The sequence below is a fragment of the Streptomyces griseochromogenes genome, from assembly GCF_001542625.1.
Classification (GTDB): Bacteria; Actinomycetota; Actinomycetes; order Streptomycetales; family Streptomycetaceae; genus Streptomyces; species Streptomyces griseochromogenes.
Genome location: NZ_CP016279.1, coordinates 535,483 through 557,785, shown reverse-complemented (window position 1 = coordinate 557,785; position 22,303 = coordinate 535,483). Strand labels below are relative to the sequence as shown.

Genomic DNA, 22,303 nt, shown 5'->3' with positions numbered 1-22,303 from the left:
AGGACAGGCCAGATCTTGATCGTATGCATGACTTAAAGCAACCGAATATTTACGTGATCAATTCAACACATAAACCAGGTCAGGATCGGAAAAAGCAGACCCCCGGATGCCCGGCGCGCGCGGCGAACGAAGAAGAAGTCGCGAGTGGACGGGAAATTGCCGTGAGGCGTTGGGTTCAATACCGCCAATCCTGACGGAAATTTTCGGCCATCATTCCGGAATACGGTCTTCCATTTCTGGCCGCGGGTACGGCCGGCGAACTCCGCCCCGGCGCGGACCGTGCCCCCCGCCGCCCGGACCGTGTGCCCGCCGCCAGGACCGTGTGCCCTTCGCGTCTTTTCCGCGCCCCCACGCAACCCGACCGGCGGCCCGGTCCCTCTTCCTCAAGTCCGCGGACCGCTCGTGTCCGGTCCGCACCGCTACCTCGGGGGCCTCGACCACTTCATGACTTCCCACATAGCCGTCGGCCGGCGCCGCCTGCCCATCTGGCTGATACCGCTCCTGTGGACCCTGGCCCTCGGCCTGTGGGGACTGCCCCGGCAGCACAGCGTGTGGCGGGACGAGGCCGCGACCTGGCAGGTGGCGGAGCGGTCCGTCCCCGAGATCTGGCACATGCTGAGCCATGTGGACGCCGTGCACGGCCTCTACTACCTGCTGATGCACGGTCTCTTCGAGGCTTTCGGACCGAGCACCACGACCCTGCGGCTGCCCTCCGTGCTGGCCATGGCCGTGGCGGCGGCCTGCGTGACGGTCATCGGCGACCGGCTGGCCGGACCGCGGGCGGGTCTGGGCGCCGGCCTGGCCCTGGGGCTCCTGCCCGCCGCGCAGTTCTACCTCCAGGAGGGGCGGCCGTACGCCCTGGTCGCGGCCGGGGCGGCGATCTCGACACTGCTGCTGGTGACCTTGCTCGAAGACCGTTGTCACGCGCTTCGCTGGGCGGCGTACGGCGGCACCGTCCTGCTGTGCGGTCTGCTCAACTGGCTGTCGTTGATGATCCTGCCGGCGCACGCCGCGACCCTGGTCTGGACGCGGGCCGGGCGCGGACCGTGGACGCGCTGGGCGGTGGCCTCGGCGGCCGCCACCACGGGTGTGCTGCCACTGATCCTGTTCAGCCGCGGGCAGTCCGACCAGGTCTCCTGGATCCCGCCGCTGACCTGGCACATGATGATCGGCCCTGCGGTGCTGCTGGCGATCGGCGGGCTGGGAGCCCTGCTGGACCGGCCGCCGGCGGGACACCTGTCGACCGCGGCCGTCGGCCTTCCCCTCCTGGCCGTCCCCCAGCTCACCCTGATCGGGCTCTCCCTGGTCCAGCCGCTGTTCCTCGACCGCTATGTGCTGTTCAGCATGCTGGGCCTCGCTCTGTTGATCGGGACGGCGCTGGGCACCCTGGTACGGGTGGCCGCGCCCCGCTTCCCGAGAGCGTCCCGGTGGATCCTGCCCGTGGTGGCCGCCACGGCGCTGGTGGCCCTGCTGCCGCAGACGCTGGCCAAGCGCTCCCCCGCCAGCCGGGTGGACGACGTCCTGTCGGTGGCGGCGGACGTACAGCGCCTCAAGCAGACCGGGGACGCGGTGCTCTTCGTACCGGCCGCCCGGCGCGACACCGCGCTGGTCTCCCCCGCGGACTTCACCGGTCTGAGGGACATCGCCCTGCGGGACAGCCCCGAGGACTCCGGGACCCTGAAGGGCGTGGAGGCCGGACCCGACCGGATCCGCGCCGCGATGCTGGCCGAGCGCCGCATTCTGCTGGTCACGGACGCGGTCGAGGTGGCGAGGCCGGTGTCGGCACAGCGGGACAGGGTGAAGGCCTCCGTACTCAAGGAGTACTTCACGGCAGTGACGGACGAGCAGGTACGCGGCCGCAGGGTGACCGTCTACGAGCGCCGCCCGCGCTGACGCCGACCGCCGGTCCGACGGCGTGCGAAGCGGTGCCGAGCCCGCGAAGCCCGACGCGGTGCGGGGCCGGACGGTGTCCGGTGGCCCCTGGCTACGGGCTGCCCACCGGGGCCAAGGCCTCCCTGACCGTTGCCCGGGCCGGCACGGCCGTGGGGTCGATGACCGGCAGGCCCGGGCGTGATGCCCCTCGGCCTCCGGCGCTCGCCGGCAGAGGCCGGACCGCGGGGTACCGGTCGTGGCCGGCCCGCACCCTTGTGCAGAAGGCACACCAAGGGCTACAGGGGGATCACATGTCCCATCAGCGGTACGGCCTCACACCCCTGCGTCCGCTTGGTGTCGCCATGGCCGACGCCGTAGTCGATCCAGTCGTAACGCTCGCGCCCGACATGGCGCATGGGCGCGTGATAGGTCACCGCCAGGTGGGCGTACGGAACGTTCCGGCCGAGCTCCGTGGTGCCGACATAGACGTTCTGCAAGGTCCTCATGTCGGCCACGAACAGCGCGTGGGCGATCAGCCGCCCCTCGACCTGGGCGGTGAAGAGCAGCAGGTCCTCGCCGAACGAGTCGATGAGGGTGCGCAGCCGGCGCCGCTCCGCCGCCTCGTCGGCGGGCTGGCCGTACCAGCGCAGCAGGGCGCACCTGCCCTCGATGACCTCGTCGAACAGTTCGTCCGGGACGCCCGTACCGACGGAGCAGCCGTGTTCCGCGAGGCGGCGCAGCTGACGCCGCACCTCGATACGCCGCCGCTTCGACCGGACGGCCGCGAGGCTCTCCTCGTCGTCCCAGGTCACCGGCATCATCGACCGTGTGGTCAGATCGAAGCTCTCGCCGCCCAGGGCGCCGACGGCCGGGGCCAGGACTCGCGAGGCGGCCGGCCTGGTGTAGAGCACCGACACGGTGGCCAGACCCGCATCGCCCGCCCAGGCACAGACATCGGCGAGGCACCGCTTCACGCTGTCGGGGTGGTCCGCGGCCGGTCCCACCGGATCCCCGAGGTATCCGGGAGCCACCAGCAGCAGTCCGGGCAGGATCGCCTCACGGCCGTCACCGAGGTGCGGCAGGACCCGTCGGCCGAGGGCCCGCACCTCGGGGAAGACGGGGTCCTCCCGGCGCAGGATCGCCCATGGGTTGTACGCCTCGTACGCGTCGCCGTCCCGGACCACCGCACCCGTGAAGCCGAGCGCGCCGTCCGAGCCGTCGTGCGACACCCTGACCGGCTCGCCCGGCAGTCTGCTGAGCATCGCGGTCAGCCAGCGGCCGCCCTGGACCGCGGCGCCCGGCCCCAGCCGGTCCCAGCTCGGTCCGTCGAACGGACCGGACAGCCGCGCAACTTCCGTGCTGTGCATGATCTTCCTCTTCTTGTCGGGTCGGGTCGGGTCGGGCAGGAACGTGACGAGCGGGCCTAGACCCGGCCGACGGCGTCCTTGTCTCCGTCGGCCGGGTCCGGCCGCGCACCCGTGTCCGGCTCGGGCCCGGCCGCGGTGAGACGGCGTACGTCCGCGGACAGCAGGGCGGCGAGGCTCGTGGCCGCGGCCACGAGGCCCGCGGCGACGGCCGCCCCGCGGGCGTCGAGCGTGCTCACCAGGGGGCCCATCAGCAGGGCGCCGAGCGGCATCAGGCCGTTGAACCCGAGGAACGCCAGGCTGCCCACGCGGCTGAGCAGGTTGTCCGGCACCTGTTCCTGCAGGAGGCTCGGGAAGAGCGAGTTGAAGAAGTGCAGGCCGACCCCGTAGGTGAAGGCCATGGCGAGCGCGCCCGCGCCGCCGCCGGTCACACCGGTGGCCGCGAGGGACAGCGCCATGAGGGCCAGCATGAGGTACAGGGCGGGCCCCGTCCTGCGCACCGTCAGCTTGGCCAGCACCGCCGCCCCGGCCAGCGCACCGATGCCCTGGAACGCGTAGAACGTGCCCAGCGACCGGCCCTCGGAGGTCCCCTCCGGCGCCATGATCAGCGGCACCGAGACATCGAGGACTCCCGCGTACACGGCGTTGGTGCACGCGTTGACCACCAGGGAGACCAGCAGCCACCGCAGGCCGGCGACGAACCGTACCGCCTGGGCGACGTCCACGCCGACCTGCCTGAGCCGGTGGCCGCCGGCCACCGGTTCCCCGGCCGCGCCGTCGGGCTCCGCGGCACCGGCCGGATCCTCGCCGGTGCTCCGGGAGGCGCGGACGAGCAGGAGCAGGATCGCCGAGACCAGGAAAGTGGCCGCGTCGAAGGCGAACGTCGCCGGGGCACCCGCGAGGCTCACCATGAATCCGCCGATCAGCGGGCCGCCGATGAGTCCGATCTGCTGGCCGACGGAGAGCGCCGAGTTCGCCGCGACCAGCTTCTCCTTCGGAGTGATCTCCAGCATGTACGCGAAGGACGCGGGCTGGAAGAACCCGTCCGCCACGCCGATCAGCACGGCGAGGACGACGAGCAGAACCACGCTGGGCGTCCAGTAGGTCACCCCGGCGATGAGCAGGAGGACCACGAACCGGGCGGCGTCGACCCAGACCATGATGGCGCGTCGGGAGGCGGTACGGTCTCCGACAGCGCCGCCCACCAGGTAGAAGACCAGTGACGGCACCAGCAGCACGGCCGTCGCGGCGGCCAGTGTGGACGCCGAGCCGCTGACGCTGATGATGTGCGTGGCAAAGGCCGTACGGAAGGCGTAGTCCCCGATGAGGGACAGGGCCCGGGCCGTCCAGTAGTACCGGAAGCCCCGCTCACGCAAGATGCCCAGGCCCTTGCGGGCGATGCCGGCGTCGGCGTCCATCACACTCCTGTAGTCGTACCGTGCGTTCCCGTGGCTGCTCTCCGCTGCCGGTGAGGCGGGGTCAGCGACCCGGCCCGGGCCGGACGAGCCCCCGGGCGAGGGCCCGTGCCGCGCTGTGCGCGGACGCCAGGTCGCCGTCGTCCAGCGGCAGGACGAACCCGCTGACCTCGTCCAGACGGCAGCCCCGCTCGAGCTTGCTGCCCTCCGCGCCGTAGCTGAAGGACAGCTCCTTGCGCCCGGTACGGTAGGCGTCCTCGACCGGCCGGTAGTAACAGACCTCGAAGAAGACGTCCTTGGACCGGCTGTCGGTGTAGTCGATGCCATGCGTCCAGGCGTGCCGCACGTCGCCGGCGTCGAGAAACAGGCAGAACCCGATCATCCGCTCGTCGGCCATCGCGGCCACGACCTCCGCGCGGTCGCCGAAGTGCCGGCGGAACGCGGTCAACTGCGCCCGCTCCCCGGCCGTGTCGGGGCGCCGGCCGTACTTGGCACGGTGCTGCAGGCGCAGCTCGACGAGCCGCTCGACGCCCGCCTCGTCCAGCTCGTCCAGCGTGAACCGGCGGACGGTCACGCCGCGTTCGGCGATCCGGCGGCGGATGCGGTCCATGCTGTGGGCCGCGTTGCGGCTCAGCGCGGCCCGGTAGTCCGCGAACGACGTCCCGGGGGGCCTCAGGTTGCAGCGCAGGGCGAGCGGAAACTCGACGAACCCCGCTCGCCGCAACGCCTCGGCGAGCACCCGCTCCTCCGGCTGCACGTACAGGAAGGCCACCGACCTCAGCCCTTCGTCGCGGGCCCGACCGACGACGGACGCGACCGCGCGGTCGAGCGCGGCGGGCCGGTGACGGCCGGGACCGGTCGGGAAGCATTCGAGACCCGGGTACATCAGCACCAGCGAGGGGAACCACGTCTCACGGGCCGGTCCCCCGGCGCGCGCCGCGGCCTGCGCCGCCTCGGCCTCGGGCGCCAGCGTCCGCAGACTGCACGGTTCGAACAGCAGCTGCCAGGGGTTCTTGCTCTCGGACACCTCGCTGTCGCCGATGACGGTGGCGAAGAAGCCCGTGGCGTCGGGCGTCCCGGGCGCGCTGACGGTGCGGCGGTGCGTCCCCTCGATGCGGTCGGACATGACGGCGAGCCACGCCTCGGAGGCGAACAGGGGCGGATCGGGGTCCAGCAGTCCCCACGCGTCGGCCGCCCGGCCGCTGCCGCCGCTCACGCGCGCTCCCCCGCGAGTACCCGTCCCGTCCACCCCCACGTGGGGACGAAGGGCTCCAGCATCCGGAGCACCCCGGAGGGACAGCGCGGGTCGGTGAACGAGCGATACAGGTCTCCGGCCAGGTCCAGGATCAGGCCGAGCGCCTCCTCGTGCACGAGGCGATCGGCGAACAGCAGGCCTTCGATCTGCCGGAACAGCCTTGGCACGTCGTCGTGTTCGGCGATCCGAGCCGCGCGGGTGAGCAGGTGTTTGCCGTCGTGGGTGAGCACACCGAAGGCGTTCACCGCGGACATCAGCAGGGATTCGGCCGCGCCCCGGCACATCAGCTCGCGGGTCGGGCTCGCCAGAACCGTCGTGTCCTCCAGCAGGCTGAGCGTGCCCACGAAAGCGAGGGCGGTGGCCGCGGAGCGGACCGCGTCGAGGTCGAGTCCCGCACGGAGCTTGTCCAGTTCCTCGGCACCGCTCAGCGCGACGCCTTGGTGCACGCGCTGGACCAGCCGCAGTTCGAGGCCCTGGAAGTTCGGCAGGTCGACCGTGCCGTCCTCCCCGGCGGTGTTCTCCAGGACCCGGGCGATGTCCTGGAGACGTTCTTCGCCGACGTACTCGACGTTGACCGGAAGGTCGCCCGCCCGTCCGTCGAAGCTGTCCCCGAGGATCGAGGGGTGGTTGGTGGTGCCGGGGGTGCGGCGCGGGCGGTACCGCCTGGTGAGGACCAGCAGGTCGAGGTCCGAGGTGGGGTTCCACTCCCCGGTGGCGTAGGAGCCGGCGAGCAGCACGGGTTCGTCCTGGTCGGCCTCCACCAGGGCCGCTATCGCGGGCAGGGCGGCCTGCCGCCGGTCGAGTTCGGCCCGCACGGGGGCGGGCAGCCGGTCCAGCAGGGAGACATCCACGAAATGGTTCCTCTCACAACGGGTGCGGGGCGTCGGTGCCTTCAGAGCGGTTTCACACGGTGGTCAGTGCCTGCCGCAGGCGTTCCAGTCCGGTGGCGAGCTGCTCGGCGGGGAGGGCGAAGGAGAGCCGCAGATGGCCCGGCGCGCCGAACGCCGCGCCGTCCACGACCGCGACCCGGTGCCGGTCCTTCAGCCAGACGGCAGGCGCGCGGCGCGCCTCCTGCTCGAGGCCGGAGAGCAGCGGCCGGATGTCCGGGAACAGGAAGATGCCGCCCTGCGGACGGGGACAGACGAGCCCCTCGACGGTGTCGAGGACCTTCATCGCCATGTCCAGGTTCGAGGTGAGTTCGGCGCCGATCCGCTGCCGCTCCGGCTCCGGGTCGGCCAGCACGACGGCCGCGGCGTCCTGCACCAGGCCGCTGGTGTTGCCGATGAGGTGGGAAGCGACGGCGACGGCGCGGGCGCGGATGCCGGCCGGGGCGATCGCCCAGCCGAACCGCAGCCCCGCCAGGGCGTGGCTCTTGGACAGCCCGTCGACGACCACACAGTGCTCCGGGAGCTCCGGGAACACGTCACGCACCGAGGGCGCCGGCCGGCCGCCGAGCGCGACCCCCCGGTACACCTCGTCGCAGATCACGACCAGTCCGTGCCGGCCGGCCCACTCGACCAGGGCCCGCAGCGAGTCCCGGTCGATGACGGCACCGTCGGGATTGCGGGGCGAGTTGACGATGACGGCGCCGGTGTCCGGGGTGCGCCGCGCCTCCCACGCGTCGAGGTCGAGGGTGCCCTCGCCGACCCGTCCCGGCACCGGCACGGGGACGCCTCCGACCAGTTCCACGAGGTGCGGATAGCTGGCCCAGTACGGCGTGGCGAAGAGCACCTCGCGGCGCTCGCCGAGGACCGCGCGGAGCACCGCGACCAGGGCCTGCCGGGCTCCCGGCGCCACCAGGATCTGGTCGGCGGAGGGCACCACGGCATCCTTCGAGGAGGTGGCGTACCGAGCGATGAGAGATCTGAGGTCCGGGTCGCCGGCGGGGGCCCGGTAGTGCTGGTCGGCCCGCCGTACCCGCACGGCGGAGTCCGCCGGGTGCACCGGGACGCGTACGTCACCGGTGGACAGGACGACGACGTCCTGTCCGTGGGCCCCGGCGGCCGTCGGGGAGAGCGCGGTCACCGGCCCGCCCCCTGCCCGAGGACCCGGCCGGGGTGGCCGTCGACGCGTCCGTCCAGGGCCGCCCGCACCAGCTCGGCCACCCGGCGGCGGCTGCTGGCCTCGGCCTCCTCGGACAGGAAGGCGCGGTGGCTGGTGACCACGGCCCGGGGATGCCTGAGCACCGGCTCCCACCGCGGGTCGTGATGGGGATTCTCGGGGAAGAAGACGTCGAGGGCGGCGCCCGCGATCCACTCCTGCTCCAGCGCCTTGCCCAGGGCCTCGGGGTCCACGAGCTTGCCGCGAGCCGCGTTGACCAGGAAGGCGCCCGGCTTCATGGCCCGCAGGGCGTCGGCGTCCATCAGCCGCTCGGTCTCGGGGGTGAGCGGGCAGTGCAGGGTGACCAGATCCGACTCGGCGAGCAGCTCCTCGAGGGTGTCGACGGCGCGGGCGCCGTAGCCCTCGGCGAGGTCGCGGCCGAGGTAGGGGTCGTAGACCCGTGTCTCGCCGTAGAAGGAGCCCAGGCGTCGGGCGACGGCGCGGCCGATCCGGCCGAAGCCGACGATGCCGAGGGTGCGCCGGTTGGTGCGGTGCGGGGTGCCGCCGGCGTAGATGTCGAAGGTGCCCCCGGTCAGCGTCCGGTGCTGCGGGATCAGTTGCCGTTCCAGCGCGAGGGCGAGCGCCGAGGTGTGGGCGGCGACCTCGTCCACGCAGTAGTCGGGCACGTTGTAGGCGGGGATGCCGCGGGCGGCGAGCAGATCGGCGTTGAGGTTGTCCACGCCGACGCCCTGGCGCACCACCACGCGCAGACCGTCCCCGGCGGCGTCGAGGAGTTCCTCGGTGACCTGGGTGCGGTAGACCACCAGCACCTCGCACCCGGCGGCCGCCTGATGCATCGCGGGGCTGTCGACCAGGTAACGTCCGTTCTCGTACGGGCCGAAGCGCAGCTCCACGCCCGGTCCGAGGACTTCCCGTTCCACGGTGGCCCGTTCTCGGCTCCAGGTGCCCTCCTCCACGAGCCACGCCGGGTCGGTGTACAGCACACGGCCAGTGGCCATCGTTGTCCGCCTTTCGTCATACGGCTTCAGCGCAGCAGCTGAAGCACATCGGCTTCGGTCAGTACGCAGGGGTTGTTGGCGGCCCGGCCGGAGGTGAGCGCCTGAGTCATGGGGCCGCGCCAGTGCCGCGCGGGCAGTGCCAGGTCCTCGATCCGGACCGGCTGCCCGGCGCGGGTCAGCAGTTGTTCCACCAGTTGCCGCACGCTCCGGCCGGTGCGCGTACGGGTGGTGTCCTCGACGACGGCCACCGCGTCGCGCACCGCCGCGGCGCCGTGCGGATGGCGGCAGTCGGCCGTGGTGGCCATCGCGTGCCGCTCCAGCACCCAGGGCAGGTGCAGGGCCACGGCGGTGCCGTGGGCCAGGCCCAGCCGCGCCGTCAGGTCGTAGGACAGGGCGTGCGCCGCCGTGGTGCGGGTGAGGCCGATCGCCGCGCCCGCCAGGGAGGCCCCGTGGGCGGTGCCCGCGCGGATCGCCGGGTCCGCGAAGGATCCGGTGTCGGCCGCGCGGGCCAGGGCCGGAGCCAGCCGGTCCAGGGCGGCGAGGGCCAGCTCCCGGGAGGCGGGGGTGGCCGCGACGGACCAGTACGACTCGATGGCCTGGCTCAGCGCGTCGAGGCCGCTGGCCACCGAGTCGCCCAGCGGCAGCGAGGCGGTCAGGTCCTCGTCGACCAGGACCAGGTCGGCCCGGGCCTGGTCGACGTCGAGCGAGTGCTTGCGTCCGTCGACGTAGACGGTGGCGAAGCAGGTCATCTCGCTGCCGGACCCGGCGGTGGTGGGCAGGAGCACGAGGGCGCACTCCCTGCGCTCGGTGACGGCCTCGGCGTGCAGCAGGCACTCCTCGGCGTCGCGTCGCTGGGCGGCCAGGACGGCGATGGTCTTGGCCACGTCCAGGCTGCTGCCGCCGCCGATGCCGACGACTGCCTGGGGTGCGAAGCGCCGCATGACGTCGATACCGGCCCGGATCTGCTCGATGTCGGGGTTGGGGCGCACTCCGTCGAAGTGCTCCACCGTGTGGTGGGCCGACAGGGCCTCGACGATCCGGTCGGCGCCGCAGCGCCGGTAGGAGGTCCTGCCGTGGACCACCAGGACGCGCTCGGCGCCGAGAGCGTCGAGCGCGTCGCCCAGCCGGGCGGCGGCACCGGCGCCCAGGTGGGCCGCGGGGTGGCCGGGCAGCCGGGTCAGTCCGGGCCAGGCACCGGTGACCGCCGGCAGCGTCGGGCTGGTCACGTCTGCTCCCGGTGGCCGCCCGACGCTCCGCCGTGCGCGCCGGCCGACCGGTGCTGGGCGGCGAAGCGTGTCGCGATGCCGGCCACGGACAGGCTGTTGGAGGCCCGCTCGCAGGGCGCGCCGCCGACCTTCCCGTCCACCGCCAGCAGGCCGGGTCCCGGCGCGTCCAGCAGTGCCCGCAGCGCGGGCCGCAGCCCGGCCGCCGTGCCGACCCGGCGCACCTGCCGGTAGCCGCAGGCGCGGGCGACCGCGGCGAAGTCGGTGGTGGCGGAGGTGGTGGGCTGCCCGCCGGTGGAGTCGTACGCCTGGTTGTCGAAGACGACATGGACCAGGTTGGCGGGCGTGAAGTGGCCGACGGTGGCGAGACTGCCGAGGTGCATCAGGGCCGAGCCGTCGCCGTCCAGGACCACGAACCGCTCCTCGGGCCGGGCCAGCGCCGCGCCCAGGGCGAGGCCCGCGACGTGTCCCATCGAGCCCTGCATGTAGAAGTTCCCGGGCCGGTCACCCCTGTTGTAGAGGGTGCGGGAGAGGTATCCGGTCGTGGACAGAATCCTTTCCTCGCGCACTTCGGCGAGGACCGCGTCCACGAGGTCGTCGCGGTCCGGGACCGAGGCCCGCGGTGCGGCCGGGTCCGGAGCCGGCGCCGCTCCGGCGTCCTTCAGCGCGCCCTTGCCCACCAGGACGAACGCGGTACGGCCGGACTCCAGGACGGTGCCCGCCTCCTTGACGACCGCGTCGGGCGAGGGGCCGTCGGTGGTCAGCCACCAGTACGGCACCTCCAGGGACTCGAGCCACGGGGGTACGACCTTGCCCATCCAGTGGTGCTGCGGCTCGCCCGCGTCGGCCGTGGGCCAGCCGCGCATGCTGACGAAGACCAGCAGGGGGATGCGATACGGCAGCGCCAGCGAGGTGAGCGGGTTGACCAGGTTGCCGAACCCCGAGTTCTGCGCGACCACCGCGGCCGTCTCGCCGGTGAGCCTGGCACCGGCGGCGATCGCCAGCGCGCTGCCCTCGTTCACGGCCGGGACGTACCGGATGCGGGGGTGCTGTTCCAGGCGCCGGATCGGCTCCTTGAAGTAGGAGCAGGGCACCCCGGACACCAGCGAGACGCCGATGGCTTCCAGCCCGGCGAGGAAGGCCTCCGACCCGCCGGCCGCCTCAGCCGTCACGGCTTCGTGCGGAACGTCGACGGCATGCCCTGCAGCGCGAAGACCTCGGCCATCGGCGCGATGCGCTCCTCGATCTCGGCGGCGCGATCGGCCCCGCCGAGATCCTGGAGGACCTCCTGCATGCCCTTGACCGCGGCCCGCAGGCCCTGGTTCGCGTAGATCACCAGGCGATACCCGGCGTCGTACAGCTCGCCCTCGGTCACGGTGTTGTAGGTGGTCGGTACGGCGACCAGCGGCACCGGCGACTCCCAGCGGGAGGCGAACTCCAGTACCTCCTCGGGGCGGCGGCTCTTGCTGTGCACGAGGACCGCGTCGGCGCCCGCGGCGACGTAGACGTGCGCGCGCTCCAGCGCCTCGGCCACCGGCCGGCCCGCGATCAGCGCCTCGGTGCGGGCGATCAGCACGGTGTCGGGGTCGGACTGCATCTCCTTGGCGTTCTTGATCTTCAGGGCGAAGTCCTCGGCGGGCAGCAGGTCCTGGGCCGCGTCGGCGAAACTGTTGATCTTGGGGAAGAGCTTGTCCTCGATGCAGAGCGCGGAGATGCCCGCCCGCTCGTAGCGCTGCATCGCGTACGCGGCGTTCATCGGCCCGCCGAAACCGGTGTCGCAGTCGGCGATGACCGGGATGTCGGTGACCGCGTCCATCGCGATCGCGGCATCCAGGTACTGCGTCATGGTCACCAGGCTCGCGTCCGGCAGACCGTGGCTCGCGGAGATCTCGAAGCTGGAGGCCCACACGGCCTCGAACCCGGCGCGCTGCACCAGCTTGGCGGACAGACCGTCGTGCGCGCCCACCGCTCGGACCACGGAGGTTCCCTCGAGCAGCGCGCGCAGCCGGGCGGCCTTGGAGCCCTGGGCCTGGATCGGCTGAGTGTCCGGCACGGCGATCAGTTTCCTTCCTTGCTGTACCACAGGCGGTCTTCGGCGATGTAGCGGTCGATTCCCTGCTCGGCCATGGCGCCCAGCGCGTGGCGCACGTCGGGCGTGACATGTCCGCCGATGCGGAGCATCAGAACCCGGGGAGCGGCCTCGGTGACGGCCGAGAAGGTGACGGGGACCAGCGGTTCGGTGTAGGCGGAGTCGCCCGGCCCGAGCACGTCGGTACGGCGCTCGCCGTCCCGCTCCCAGCTGATCCGTACGGGCGCGTCCCCCAGCACGAACAGGTACTGGTGCTGGTGGGTGGCCAGGGGGGCGCTGTCCGCGTCCGCGGTGGCCAGCACGTCGACCTGGAGGGCCGAGGTGTGCGGGTGCAGCGGATCGCCCGCGAGCCGGGTGAGCCGGTAGGCGGGCCGGCCCTCGTCGGGATGCACCCAGCTGCGCGCGTCGCGGGCGTGCTGGATGGACACACCGTGCCGCGAGGTGCTGCGGGGCGGCAGAAGGTCCCGTACGGACACTCCCAACCCGTCTGCCAGCACCGTGAGTTCGTCCTGCGTGGGCACGGCCCGGGCGCCGGGACCGGTCAGCTGCCGGATCCGCTCGGGCGGGAGTCCGGTACGGGCGGCGAGTTCGGCGGGGGTGACGCAGCCCGCCGCCATGAAGGAGCGGATCTGTCCGTCGGCGGACGTGGCGTCCCGGGTGACGGGGAGGGCCAGTTCATGGGCCGCCCGCCGGCCGAGGACCGCCAGTTCCCGCTGGGCGTCCCCGACCAGGCCACCGCCGTAGGTCAGGGCGAGGATGTAGGCCGGCTCGGCGTCGCCGCGCGCGGTGAAGGAGTGCGGGGCGAAGGGCAGGCCCCACACGGAGTCCCCGGTCTCCATGGGGACGCAGTACGACTCGCCCTGCCACCGGTAGTAGTAGTTGACGGGGCCGACGAAGTAGGTGAACTGGTACAGCAGATGCCCGCGGTTCCACCGTACGTCGGGGTTGTCCGCCCGATCGTTCCCGACCACCTGGAGCATCCGGATCCACTCCGGCCGGTAGGAGGCGATCCGGGACATGGCGGTGTCGCGGTACTCGTAGTAGTCCGTGCCGCCCCGGGCCAGCACCCGGGAGCTGGCCTCGGACTCCTTGGCCCGCAGGACGGACAGACCCGTCGGGCAGTCGTCATGGATGGGCAGCAGGTCACGCTCGTTGAGCGGCCAGACCTCGGCGGCCCGCTGCAGCAGGGCCCAGTCGACGGGCCGCCGTCCGGAGGTGTACTCGGCGAAGCTGCCCGGTTCCAGGCCGAGGTCGCGCTCGGCGTTGTCGTCGTCGCGTTTGAGGTCGTTGGCCGCGGCGCGCAGCAGTGCGGCGGCCCTGCGGTCGAATCCCTCTCCCACTGTGGCTGACATGGTGATTTCCCCGAATTCCAAGTCGTTGGGTGAAGGCCTGAGGCGAAGACCCGGGCGCTCAGCCGCGCTGCACCGCGCGGCCGAGCGGATATGCCTGCAGGCCGTAGCGGAGCTTGAACTCGTCATTGCGCCGGCCGCATTCGAGGACCGGGCGGCCGGAGCCGAAGCCGGCCCTCAGTTCCGCCTCGAACAGGGCGTACTGCGGGCTCCAGTTGAGTTCCGGCGGATAGAGGCAGCCGCCGGCCCAGGCATGCATGCGGGTGTCGTCGTACAGGCAGATGGAGGTGGCGAGGAGTGTGCCGCCCAGGTCGATGCGCAGGATCCGGCAGGCGTCGCCCAGCCGCTCGATCAACGCGCCGAGCCGGTCGGGCGGATAGTAGCCGGGGGCGTGCTTGTTCGCCGTGCCCAGGCACAGGTCGAGCACGTCCTCGTCGAGGACGTCGCGGCCGGTGCGCAGGGTGACCCGCGCCTCGGCGCGTTCTGCCCGGCGCGCGTACTGCCGCAGCGACCTGCGCGAGGCCCGGCCGACGCCGGCCAGATGCTCGTCCAGAGTCGCCGGGCCGCCCACGATGGGCAGCCGGTAGCGCGGCGCCGTCTGCTCCACCGGTACGCCGATGGCTTTGAGCTGCTGCGCCAGCCGCTCCCTCAGCGGCACGTTGACCAGGCCCCACATCTGGGCCCGGTGCGCGGCGGCCAGATCCCCGAGCGCCTGCCAGAACTGCTCGACGAGCCAGGCGGTCAGCTCTCCCCGGTACAGCAGGCGGGTGTCGTAGCAGTGCCAGACGTGTCCGACCAGGGCGTCCAGGACGTCGTCCGCGCCGGGGCCGGTCGCGAAGGGGTCGCGGGTCCGCTGCAGGTACACGGGCAGCGCGGCGACCAACTCGCCGGTGCCGGTGCGGGCCAGCAGGTAGTACGCGGTCGACGGGTACGTCAGCGGGTCGGACTCGACGCTGCGCAGGAAGTCGTAGCCGTAGAAGACGCTGGCGTCACAGGCGGCCACCAGCTCGTTCCAGGCCTCGCGGCCCACGGGGGCGAGGGAGTCCGTGACAGTGATCCGGACCTGCTCCCCGGCGCCGGTGACCGTCATCGGACGGCCTGTCGGCTCGCGCGCAGCGGCTGGAAATGCAGCGAGGACTCCAGCACCACCCGCTCCCAGGGGTCGAGCACCACGCCCGTGGTCCGCAGGGCCTGCTCGGCCACCGACATGCGCATGCTGCCGGCCGCCGAGGGCTCGAACTCGCAGGCGATGAACGCCGGCAGCGGCTCGGGGGCGTGACCGGCGAGCAGCGCCGCCAGCTCGGCCCCGGCGCTCACCTCGCCCAGGCCGGCGGGTTCCGGGAACCGTTCCCGGACGCGGCGGCGGACGTCGGCGGGCAGGTCCTCCCAGAGGGAAGCCAGCACCCGGGTGCGCACGGCGGCGAGCACCTGGTCGAAGTCCCGGTGCTCGGGCGTGTGCGGGGCGACGACCTGGCAGAGGTAGTCGATCTCGGCGGCCGCGGCCTCCGGATCGGCGGCGGCGTCCGCCGCGGTCAGGCCGAAGATGGCGGCCTCGCGCTCGGACTCCGCCGGCCCGTCGGAGCTGTGCATCAGTCCGACGATGCTGTTGACGGCGCCGAAGTCGCGGCGCAGCGTGCCGTGTTCGGCCTGCTCGGGGTGCTGGTAGCCCTTGCGCAGGGCGAGGATGTCATGGGCGCCTCGCTCCGGCTGCTGCCCGGTGTCCCCCTCGTACCGGCAGATCAGGGCCATGGCCGGCCCCAGGGCGAGGACCGCGTCCACCAGCCGGTACCGCCAGGTCTGCCACTGGCCGGCGATGAGGTCCGCGTAGAGGTCGTCGATCAGCTCGGGATCGGCGTGGAGGGCGCGGGCGGCGACGGGCGGGAATCCCTCCTTGCGCAGTCGCTTGACCATGTCCGCGTGGACGCCCCGGTAGGGCGCGTCGGAGCTGAGGAGCACGAAGACATGGCGTGACCAGAAGTCGGAGTCGGGCACGGAGGAGTCACCTTTCGACCGGTCGGATCGGAGAGGAGCACTCATGCAGCACTCATGCGGCGCTGATGGGCCGGCACACGGCCGGGTTCACGACGCGTGCGGACGGGTGCGGGTGCGGGACGGTGTCAGCCGGCGAAGGGGCACTTCTCGGGGATGCCCACCGACTGGTCGTCCGGCAGCGCGTACTGGCGCCACTTGTGGACGGAGGAGAACATCGGATCGCCGAGGTAGGGGTGCGGCGGGACCGTGTCGTAGCGCTCCAGGTCCTCCCGGATGCGCTGCTTGGCGGCCTGCCCGGCCACGGTGGAGCCACCGAGGCCCTCGAAGACGCGCCGGGTCTGGAAGACCAGCGTGAGACAGGGGCCCAGGTTGCGGCTGTCGCGGTGGTGGTAGCCGGGGCTCGCCATGAAGGTGAACCACGGCTCCCCGGCGAAACACCATTGCCAGGCCGGGTCGGCGGTGTCGGTGGGAAAGCCCTCCGGCCAGGGTTCGGTGTCGATGGCGCTCAGGTCTCTCAGCAGCGTCCAGAACGCGGCATGATGGTCGGCCAGCTCGGCCCGGGGCTCGGGCGGCCCCGCGAAGACGATGAGCGTCTGCCGCTTGGGGCCTCGCCTGGCCTGCTCACGGAATTCCACCAGGGCGTCGGCCAGGGCCCGCACACCGTGCTCCGCCGGAAAAGAGGCGTCGAATACGGTGAACCAATTGTTTCCGCGCTGCTGGCCCTGCACTCCGAAGTAGCAGGGATAACCGCGTTCCTTGTCGAGCAGTTTACCGGCGAAGGCCTCGTATGTTTGCGAAATCCAGCCGGGAAACCGTCCCAGCACATCCGTCTGCGGTTGCTCGGTGGCAGGCCATAGACGACTCACGTGAACCACTTTCCCCCTTCTCCACCATGCCCCGGACAGCCCAGGTCAGGGCCCTGTTCACCATCGGCAAACACCGCGGCGATTCCTTGTGTTCAGCAGAGATTCACCGATCAAAACACGCCTCCAAGTGATCGTCAAGGCTTGTCGATCTTGAACCGTGAACTGACTGAAAGCGTGTGCCTCACCGGCTTCAAGCCCGCACAATCCAGCACCATCAAAGCGGATGAACTCCGACAACTTGCCAGGAAATACCCCCTCTTTTCCGTCTCCGAAAATTACCGCTGGACACTTCCTGAATGGTCTGCTTACGGTTGTGATCCGGGTTCGATGTCGTGCCTCTCCGCTTCTTCGGACAACGTCCCGACTGGACAGAAGCGGACCTCTCGAGGCACCCGAAATCACTTGCGCAGCACACGTCAGGCACACCTGGCGGCATGCGCACTTAAACCGGGGGCAATGACGAAAATGAGTGATCCACGACGCAGGCTTTCCGTCCTTCTGCTCGACCGGATCGGCTATTCCTTCTACCAGGACAGAGGCGGACGCAGCTTCCTTCCGGAAGACCGCTACTCGGTACGGCTGGTCACCTCCCTCGACAAGGTCGGCGAAGCCACCGGAGAAGAACTGGAATCCGTCGTCGCGGTCGATGTCTACGACAACCGCGCGCTGGCGGACGCGGTCCACCACCAGGCCGGCTTCAAGGGGATCAGAGCCGACCGCCTGGTGGCCATCACCGAACGGCTCCTGCTGCGCGCCGCCGAACTGCGCGGGGAACTCGGCCTGCCGGGCCAGACCGTGGAGCAGGCGCTGCTCTTCCGCGACAAGGTCCACATGAAGGAGCACCTGCGCGCCCACGGCATCCGCGTCCCGGAGTTCGCCCCGTTCAGCGAAGCGGCGGCGCGGGAACTGCTGTCCCGGACCACCGCGGTGGTCGCCAAGCCCCGGCTGGGCAGCGGCGCGCGGGACATCTTCGTCCTGCGCGAGCCGGCCGATGTCGCCGCCTTCGCCGCCGGGCAGACCGACCGCCTCGGCGAATTCGAGGTCGAGGAGTTCGTCGACGGCGAACTCTTCCACGTCGACAGCGTCGTTCAGGACTCCAAGGTGCTCGCGGCCGTCGCCGCCCGGTACATCGACAAGACCACGTCCTACACCGAGCTGCGCCCCTGCCGTGACGTGGCCGTCGGCCCCGGCCCGCAGCTCGACGCGCTGCTGGAGTTCAACCAGCGCGTCCTGGCGGCCCACCCGGACTTCACCGGGGTCACCCACCACGAGTTGTTCGTACGCGACGGCGAGATCGTCTTCTGCGAGATCGGCGCCCGAGCGGGCGGCGGTGGGGTCATCGCCGGCTTCCTCTCCCGGACCGGCGTCAACCTCGACGAGGCCGTCATCCGGGCCCAGGTGGAGGGGACGGTACCCGTACCGCGGCCGCCCGCCGACCACCTCACCGGATTCACCGTCATCTACGCGGACGCCGGCGTTCTCCAGCGGCCCCTGACGCCCCCGGACGAACCCTGGGTGCTGGAGTGCCAGGTGCTCGCCCGGCCCGGCGACCGCCTCTCGCGCCCCGAGAACTGCAACGACGCCGTGGCGATCGTCTCCGTACGCGGTGGCTCCGAGGACGAGGTGATCCGGCGCCTCGACCGGGTGGGCGAGCACATGGTGCCCGTGGTGTCACCCGGCAGTTGACCACGCCCGGCCGTCCGCGACCGCGGACGGCACGAGCCAACACGCGAGTGGAACCAACACGGTCCACAACAGAAAAAAGGGGGACACGGCATGTCTTCACCGAAGGAAAGCTCGCCGGCACCGGCCGACTGGGTCCGCGGACCGGTCGCCGATCTCTTCTCGTCCTACGTCGCCACCGCGGCTCTGTCGACCGCCCACCAGCTCGGCATCCTCGACCAGCTCGCCGAGCACGGTCAGGCGCCCTTCGGCAACGGTGGCGACGATCGCCTCTCCGACACCGTGGTCCGCTCCGTGCACCGCACCCTGCACTGGGCGCGGGTCGTCGAGATCAAGGACGATGAGGCGGTCATCCCCGGCCCCCTCTTCGCCGAGGCGTACGCGGCACGCGGCTACTTCTACTGGCTGGTCAAGGGCTGCGGCGAACTCTTCAGCATCGCCCCCGACGTGGCCCTCACGGAGCGCAGGACCGGCGACTTCTACCACCGCGACATGCGGGCGGTGGCCGTCGGCTCCCGGCTGATCGGGGACGAGGAGGTCGAGCCGCTCTTCGACCGTATCCTCGCCGACCCGCCCGTCGAGAAGGTCGCCGACCTCGGCTGCGGCTCCGGGCAGCGGCTCATCCGGATCCTCGGCAACCACCCCGGTGCGCGCGGAGTGGGCGTCGACATCTCCACCGCGGCCGTGCGGCTCGCCACCGAGTCCGTCGAATCCGCCGGCCTCACCGACCGGATCACCCTGCTCCAGGGCGATGTCCTCGCCCTCGAACCGCACCCCGAGTTCGCCGACGTGGATACGGTCACCTGCGTCTTCATGGGGCACGACTTCTGGCCGTACGACAGCTGCGTACAGACCCTGCGCAGGCTGCGCACCGCGTTCCCGGCAGCCCGCCGCCTGTTCATCTGCGACGTCGTACGGACGAGCGACCTGCCCGGCCCGGACACCACCGTCTTCACCCTCGGCTTCGAGGCCGTGCACGCGCTGATGGGCGACTACCTCCCCACCCTGGACCAGTGGCACGAGGCGTTCGGTGAGGCCGGATGGGAGTGCCGGACCGTCCAGCCGACCACCACTCCGCCCAACGGCTACCTGTTCGAACTGATCCCGCGGGCGGACTGAGCGGGCGCCACGGCCGTGTCCGCCCGCGGCGCCCCCAGTACTGCGGCGTGCTCCGGGGCGTGGCGGAAGACATGGGTCTCCCGGCGCACGAAACCGGCCTTCTCGTACAGGCGGTGAGCGGCCGTACGGCTCGGCCGGGAGGTCAGGTCGACCTGGCGGGCCCCGCGGGAGCGAGCCAGGTCGAGTCCCCGCCGTACGAGCGCGAGACCGATGCCCCCGCCGCGCGCGGACTCGTCGACCACCACGTCCTCGAACCGGGCGGTGGTTCCGGTCGGCAGGGCGAGGATCACGAGGGTGAGCAGCCCGACCACGTCCTGTCCGGCGCGCGCCGCGAGCACGAGGTTCGCCGGATGGGTGACAACGCCCCGGACATACTCCTCGGTCAACTCGGGCGGCTCCTTGCCCAGTTGGGGCAGCAGCCGGCGGAATCCCTCGACCACGGCGTCGTCCACGTCCTCAAGGACCTCGATGACCGGCTCCGACATGACCCTCCTCGAGTGCGCTCGATCCATCCGACCTGATCCCGGCCATGCTAGGCCGCCAACTCGGGTTTACGGCCGGGATACTTCGGGTCATGGTGAAGCGCGTAGCAGTCCTCTCCGACATCCACGGTGTGCTGCCCGCCGTGGAGGCGGTCCTCGCGGAACCCGATGTCGCGGCCGCGGACCTGATCGTCCTCACCGGTGACATCGCGTGCGGACCGCAGCCCGCCGCGGTCCTGGACCTGCTGACGGGTCTCGGCGACCGAGCGGCCTGGGTCCGGGGCAATGCGGACCGGGAACTGGTCGAGTACCGGCGCGGGCTGCGGACCTCCATCCCCGACCCCATCGGCCCCTCGGCCGCCCGTGGCCTGCGCGAGGACCAGGTCGGCTTCCTCGAGGGACTGCCGATCTCGCTCACGCTTCCGGTCGAGGGGCTCGGCACGGTGCTGTTCTGCCATGCCACCCCGCGCGACGACGAGGAGGTGGTCCTGGTCGACAGCCCTCTCCAGCGATGGGCGGATGTCTTCGCCGACGTCGGCCCCGAGGTCACGACGGTCGTGTGCGGCCACACCCACATGCCGTTCACCCGCCTCGCGGCCGGCCGCCTCGTCGTGAACCCCGGCAGCGTCGGCATGCCGTACGGCAGACCCGGCGCCCACTGGGCCCTGCTCGGCCAGGGCGTGCACCTGCGTCACACCCTCCTGGACGTACCCTCCGCCTCCGCCCGCATCATCGCGGACTCGTCCTTCGAGCAGGCGGCGGAGTGGGCCGACCACTGCCTGAACGCGCGGTGCACGGAGGAAGAGGCGTTCGCGATCTTCGGCCCGAAGAACAGGCCCCCGAGCCCGTGACGCGGCGGAAGCCCACGAAAGTGCCGCCGCACAGCACCGTCAGGCCCTCCGTCCACTGCGCTTTGCGTCCATGGATCGGCCAAGGCCGCAGCCACACCAGCGGCGCGGCAGGGACGGGGGCATTGGTGCGATTGTCATGATTTCGCATCAAAGACCTGCTGAACGACTTGATCGAGCAACCTCTGGCTTTGGCGCGTCCATCCAACGGGACAGAACTGACCTTCTTGCCCTATGGGGCCGTACCAGTCGGAGCAACATGATGTGGAACCCATCCGGCGGGACCCACCGGTCCAAGGGCCGACGCCGCGCGTCCCGTGCCCGACGTTGGATCATCAGGGCGGCGTCCGTGGCCGCGCTCGGACTGATCGCCTGGCAGGTGATGAGCTACTACGAGATCCCGCCGTTCACGGACAAGGGCGATCCCGTCAACTACGACCAGGCCCGCGGTGCGCAGAACGGCAAGGGCGCGAAGGCCGCCCAGGGCGCCGACTCCAAGGTGCTGATGCCCACGGGCCCCAGGGCCGAGTTCAGGAACGTCAAGACCCTGAGCGACGGCACCCACGTCAGCGTCGTCACCCTGGACGGACCGAAGTCCGGGTTCAAGGGCAAGGTGTGGGTCTGGGCGCCCAAGGAGTACCAGGACGCGAAGTTCGCCGCGAGCGGCTTCCCCGTGATGATCGCCCTGCCCGGCGGCCCCGGCAATGACAGCAACTACTGGTCGGTGGGCGAGTTCGGCCCGGACAGGCTCTCGCTGGAGAAGGGCATCTCCAAGTGGTACGAGCAGGGCAGGAGCAAGCCCTTCCTGCTGGCCATGCCGATCCTCAATCCGGGACCGGACACACACGGCATCTACTGGGACGCCAGTGACATCCCCGACCAGCCGAAGATGGGCACCTGGCTGACAGAGGACGTCCCGGACCTGATGAAGGCCAACTTCCGCACGATCAAGGACCGTGCGGGCTGGACCTACATGGGTTCCTCCACCGGCGGCTTCGCGAGCCTGAAGGCCGTCCTGAAGCACCCCGACAAGTTCAAGACCGCCATCGCCAACGGCCCTGACATCGTCCCCGACTCCCCGCTGTGGCGGGGCCACGAGAAGGAGATGCGGGAGAACAACCCCAAGGTGCTGGCCAAGCGACTGGCGGCCGCCAAGGGGCCGGACGTCTACGTCGCGTTCCAGGTCGGCTCGAAGGAGAACCCCGCGACCATCAACGCCATCAAGAACTTCATGGCCGGCTACGGCAAGGGCCCGGTCCACACCAAGCTGTGGGAGATACCCGGCGGCACCCACAACGGCGCCACCTACCTGAGGCAGATGGAGGAGCCCACGCGGTGGATCAGCGAGCAGATGGAGGGCCCCACGCCGTCCTCGTGAGCCCGAGGTGTTGCGCCACGGCGTTTTCGTGACGCTTGCCGCCGGAGGCGCCAGGACCGCCGCGCGGCGCGCGCCGGGCGCCGCGACGACGTCCCGTGAACGAGAAAACCCCAGGTCGGATACCATCCGCCCTGGGGTTTCAGTGGAGCCGCTTTCGGGATTCGAACCCGAGACCTACGCATTACGAGTGCGTTGCTCTGGCCATCTGAGCTAAAGCGGCGCGTTGCCCGCACTATGGTGCGATCAGCAACGTCGGTAAGTCTACACAGTTTCCCGGGGTGCTTCGTACACGCCCCGGAGCCCAGGGGT

19 protein-coding genes and 1 tRNA gene are annotated in these 22,303 nt (G+C 71.4%); 5 read left to right on the top strand and 15 right to left on the bottom strand.

Annotated elements, in window-relative coordinates:
- Positions 1-444 precede the first annotated feature (444 nt).
- Complete coding sequence (locus AVL59_RS02585) at positions 445-1,893, top strand: glycosyltransferase family 39 protein (RefSeq protein WP_067316814.1); 1,449 nt, start codon at positions 445-447, stop codon at positions 1,891-1,893.
- Positions 1,894-2,168: 275 nt separating this feature from the next.
- On the opposite strand, the gene AVL59_RS02580 is transcribed toward AVL59_RS02585, so the two are convergent.
- The 13 genes from AVL59_RS02580 to AVL59_RS02520 form a co-directional block, all read right to left on the bottom strand.
- Positions 2,169-3,239 (bottom strand): GNAT family N-acetyltransferase, encoded by a 1,071-nt coding sequence (locus AVL59_RS02580; RefSeq protein ID WP_067299582.1) that lies wholly within the window; start codon positions 3,237-3,239, stop codon positions 2,169-2,171.
- A gap of 56 nt (positions 3,240-3,295) precedes the next feature.
- Positions 3,296-4,654, bottom strand: coding sequence for an MFS transporter (locus AVL59_RS02575; protein WP_067299581.1), 1,359 nt, complete (start codon positions 4,652-4,654; stop codon positions 3,296-3,298).
- Positions 4,655-4,715: 61 nt separating this feature from the next.
- Positions 4,716-5,867, bottom strand: a complete 1,152-nt coding sequence (locus AVL59_RS02570) for a GNAT family N-acetyltransferase (RefSeq protein ID WP_067299580.1) — start codon at positions 5,865-5,867, stop codon at positions 4,716-4,718.
- Entirely contained in the window at positions 5,864-6,757 is an 894-nt protein-coding gene (locus AVL59_RS02565) for a nucleotidyltransferase domain-containing protein (RefSeq protein WP_067299579.1), read from the bottom strand. The genes AVL59_RS02570 and AVL59_RS02565 overlap by 4 nt, the downstream gene beginning before the upstream one ends.
- A gap of 52 nt (positions 6,758-6,809) precedes the next feature.
- The gene (locus AVL59_RS02560; protein ID WP_067299578.1) at positions 6,810-7,931 is read right to left on the bottom strand and encodes a pyridoxal phosphate-dependent aminotransferase; all 1,122 of its coding nucleotides are present in this window, start codon (positions 7,929-7,931) and stop codon (positions 6,810-6,812) included.
- Complete coding sequence (locus AVL59_RS02555) at positions 7,928-8,965, bottom strand: C-terminal binding protein (protein WP_208870298.1); 1,038 nt, start codon at positions 8,963-8,965, stop codon at positions 7,928-7,930. Before AVL59_RS02555 ends, AVL59_RS02560 begins: the two co-directional genes overlap by 4 nt.
- Before the next feature lie 26 nt (positions 8,966-8,991).
- On the bottom strand, positions 8,992-10,191 hold the full coding sequence (locus tag AVL59_RS02550) for a phosphonoacetaldehyde reductase (protein ID WP_208870297.1): 1,200 nt from the start codon (positions 10,189-10,191) through the stop codon (positions 8,992-8,994).
- Positions 10,188-11,360 carry a phosphonopyruvate decarboxylase gene (gene aepY, locus AVL59_RS02545; protein ID WP_067299576.1) on the bottom strand — a complete coding sequence of 391 codons (1,173 nt, stop codon included), beginning with the start codon at positions 11,358-11,360 and terminating at the stop codon, positions 10,188-10,190. Before aepY ends, AVL59_RS02550 begins: the two co-directional genes overlap by 4 nt.
- Positions 11,357-12,241 carry an isocitrate lyase/phosphoenolpyruvate mutase family protein gene (locus tag AVL59_RS02540; protein WP_237281423.1) on the bottom strand — a complete coding sequence of 295 codons (885 nt, stop codon included), beginning with the start codon at positions 12,239-12,241 and terminating at the stop codon, positions 11,357-11,359. The genes aepY and AVL59_RS02540 overlap by 4 nt, the downstream gene beginning before the upstream one ends.
- Positions 12,242-12,246: 5 nt before the next feature.
- The gene (locus AVL59_RS02535) at positions 12,247-13,629 is read right to left on the bottom strand and encodes a helix-turn-helix transcriptional regulator (protein ID WP_067299575.1); all 1,383 of its coding nucleotides are present in this window, start codon (positions 13,627-13,629) and stop codon (positions 12,247-12,249) included.
- Between the two features lie 58 nt (positions 13,630-13,687).
- Positions 13,688-14,716, bottom strand: coding sequence for a GNAT family N-acetyltransferase (locus AVL59_RS02530; RefSeq protein WP_067299574.1), 1,029 nt, complete (start codon positions 14,714-14,716; stop codon positions 13,688-13,690).
- Entirely contained in the window at positions 14,713-15,618 is a 906-nt protein-coding gene (locus tag AVL59_RS02525) for a nucleoside-diphosphate kinase (protein ID WP_099052993.1), read from the bottom strand. The genes AVL59_RS02530 and AVL59_RS02525 overlap by 4 nt, the downstream gene beginning before the upstream one ends.
- Positions 15,619-15,743: 125 nt before the next feature.
- The gene (locus AVL59_RS02520) at positions 15,744-16,484 is read right to left on the bottom strand and encodes a YqcI/YcgG family protein (protein ID WP_208870296.1); all 741 of its coding nucleotides are present in this window, start codon (positions 16,482-16,484) and stop codon (positions 15,744-15,746) included.
- A 465-nt stretch (positions 16,485-16,949) separates the two neighbouring features.
- Here AVL59_RS02520 and AVL59_RS02515 point away from each other — a divergent pair, with 465 nt between their 5' ends.
- Positions 16,950-18,170 carry an ATP-grasp domain-containing protein gene (locus AVL59_RS02515; RefSeq protein WP_067299571.1) on the top strand — a complete coding sequence of 407 codons (1,221 nt, stop codon included), beginning with the start codon at positions 16,950-16,952 and terminating at the stop codon, positions 18,168-18,170.
- A gap of 90 nt (positions 18,171-18,260) precedes the next feature.
- Positions 18,261-19,286 carry an SAM-dependent methyltransferase gene (locus AVL59_RS02510; RefSeq protein WP_067299570.1) on the top strand — a complete coding sequence of 342 codons (1,026 nt, stop codon included), beginning with the start codon at positions 18,261-18,263 and terminating at the stop codon, positions 19,284-19,286.
- On the opposite strand, the gene AVL59_RS02505 is transcribed toward AVL59_RS02510, so the two are convergent.
- Positions 19,253-19,771, bottom strand: a complete 519-nt coding sequence (locus AVL59_RS02505) for a GNAT family N-acetyltransferase (RefSeq protein WP_067299569.1) — start codon at positions 19,769-19,771, stop codon at positions 19,253-19,255. The genes AVL59_RS02510 and AVL59_RS02505 overlap by 34 nt on opposite strands.
- An 89-nt stretch (positions 19,772-19,860) precedes the next feature.
- Here AVL59_RS02505 and AVL59_RS02500 point away from each other — a divergent pair, with 89 nt between their 5' ends.
- Together AVL59_RS02500 and AVL59_RS02495 are read left to right on the top strand one after the other, a co-directional pair.
- Positions 19,861-20,619 carry a metallophosphoesterase family protein gene (locus tag AVL59_RS02500; protein ID WP_067299568.1) on the top strand — a complete coding sequence of 253 codons (759 nt, stop codon included), beginning with the start codon at positions 19,861-19,863 and terminating at the stop codon, positions 20,617-20,619.
- 346 nt (positions 20,620-20,965) lie between these two features.
- Positions 20,966-21,994: an alpha/beta hydrolase gene (locus AVL59_RS02495; RefSeq protein WP_099052991.1), complete on the top strand. Its 1,029-nt coding sequence runs from the start codon at positions 20,966-20,968 to the stop codon at positions 21,992-21,994.
- Positions 21,995-22,137: 143 nt separating this feature from the next.
- Here the strand turns inward: AVL59_RS02495 and AVL59_RS02490 are convergent.
- Positions 22,138-22,214: transfer RNA gene (locus tag AVL59_RS02490), tRNA-Thr, on the bottom strand.
- Between the last annotated feature and the right edge of the window lie 89 nt (positions 22,215-22,303).

Excerpts from the sequence above, each read along its gene's own strand:
- AVL59_RS02585 (WP_067316814.1), top strand. The coding sequence starts at position 445 with ATGACTTCCCACATAGCCGTCGGCCGGCGCCGCCTGCCCATCTGGCTG.
- AVL59_RS02580 (WP_067299582.1), bottom strand. The coding sequence starts at position 3,239 with ATGCACAGCACGGAAGTTGCGCGGCTGTCCGGTCCGTTCGACGGACCG.
- AVL59_RS02575 (WP_067299581.1), bottom strand. The coding sequence starts at position 4,654 with ATGGACGCCGACGCCGGCATCGCCCGCAAGGGCCTGGGCATCTTGCGT.
- AVL59_RS02555 (WP_208870298.1), bottom strand. The coding sequence starts at position 8,965 with ATGGCCACTGGCCGTGTGCTGTACACCGACCCGGCGTGGCTCGTGGAG.
- AVL59_RS02535 (WP_067299575.1), bottom strand. The coding sequence starts at position 13,629 with ATGTCAGCCACAGTGGGAGAGGGATTCGACCGCAGGGCCGCCGCACTG.
- AVL59_RS02530 (WP_067299574.1), bottom strand. The coding sequence starts at position 14,716 with ATGACGGTCACCGGCGCCGGGGAGCAGGTCCGGATCACTGTCACGGAC.
- AVL59_RS02515 (WP_067299571.1), top strand. The coding sequence starts at position 16,950 with ATGAGTGATCCACGACGCAGGCTTTCCGTCCTTCTGCTCGACCGGATC.
- AVL59_RS02510 (WP_067299570.1), top strand. The coding sequence starts at position 18,261 with ATGTCTTCACCGAAGGAAAGCTCGCCGGCACCGGCCGACTGGGTCCGC.
- AVL59_RS02505 (WP_067299569.1), bottom strand. The coding sequence starts at position 19,771 with ATGTCGGAGCCGGTCATCGAGGTCCTTGAGGACGTGGACGACGCCGTG.
- AVL59_RS02500 (WP_067299568.1), top strand. The coding sequence starts at position 19,861 with ATGGTGAAGCGCGTAGCAGTCCTCTCCGACATCCACGGTGTGCTGCCC.